At 50.8% G+C, this 512-nt stretch carries 1 protein-coding gene; it reads right to left on the bottom strand.

Features of this window, described 5'->3' with window-relative positions:
- The coding region (locus tag ACWHAR_RS32250) for an AMP-binding protein (protein ID WP_452089072.1) at positions 1-512 on the bottom strand (512 nt) is incomplete at both ends.

Below are 512 nucleotides of genomic sequence, written 5' to 3'. Positions count from 1 at the left end.
CTGTCCTGTCGTCCCTGATGTGTATAGCAGCATGAGCGGATCTGAACTGTCCATTTCTTCGGTGTTTTGCATGGGCTCGTTTTTCATCAATTCATTCCAGTCGATATCTCTCTTATAATTCCAATCTTGATCGCCGCCGTGAAGCTTGCAGACGACGACTTTTTGAACAGTGGGGGAACGGTCCGCGGCTTTGTCAGCTTCTTTCTTCATGCAGACCTTCTTTCCCCTTCGCAAAAAGGCATCTGCTGTGACAAGGATTTTCGCTCCGGCAGCGGTAAGTCTCGCCGCTGCTGCATGGGCGCCGTAGCCTGAAAAAACCGGTGAGAATACCGCTCCGATTTTAGCGGCGGCCAGCATGGCGATGACCGTTTCGGGGATCATCGGCATGTAAATCGCAATGACATCCCCTTTTGAGATGCCTTGCTTTTTAAAGCCTGCCGCCGCACGGGCGACTTGTTGGTGTAAAGAAGAATAGGTGATCTGTTCTGTTTTTCCGTCTTCACTTTCCCAGA

Source organism: Bacillus sp. LR--39 (genome assembly GCF_053613335.1).
This window is presented reverse-complemented; position numbering and strand designations above follow the sequence as displayed.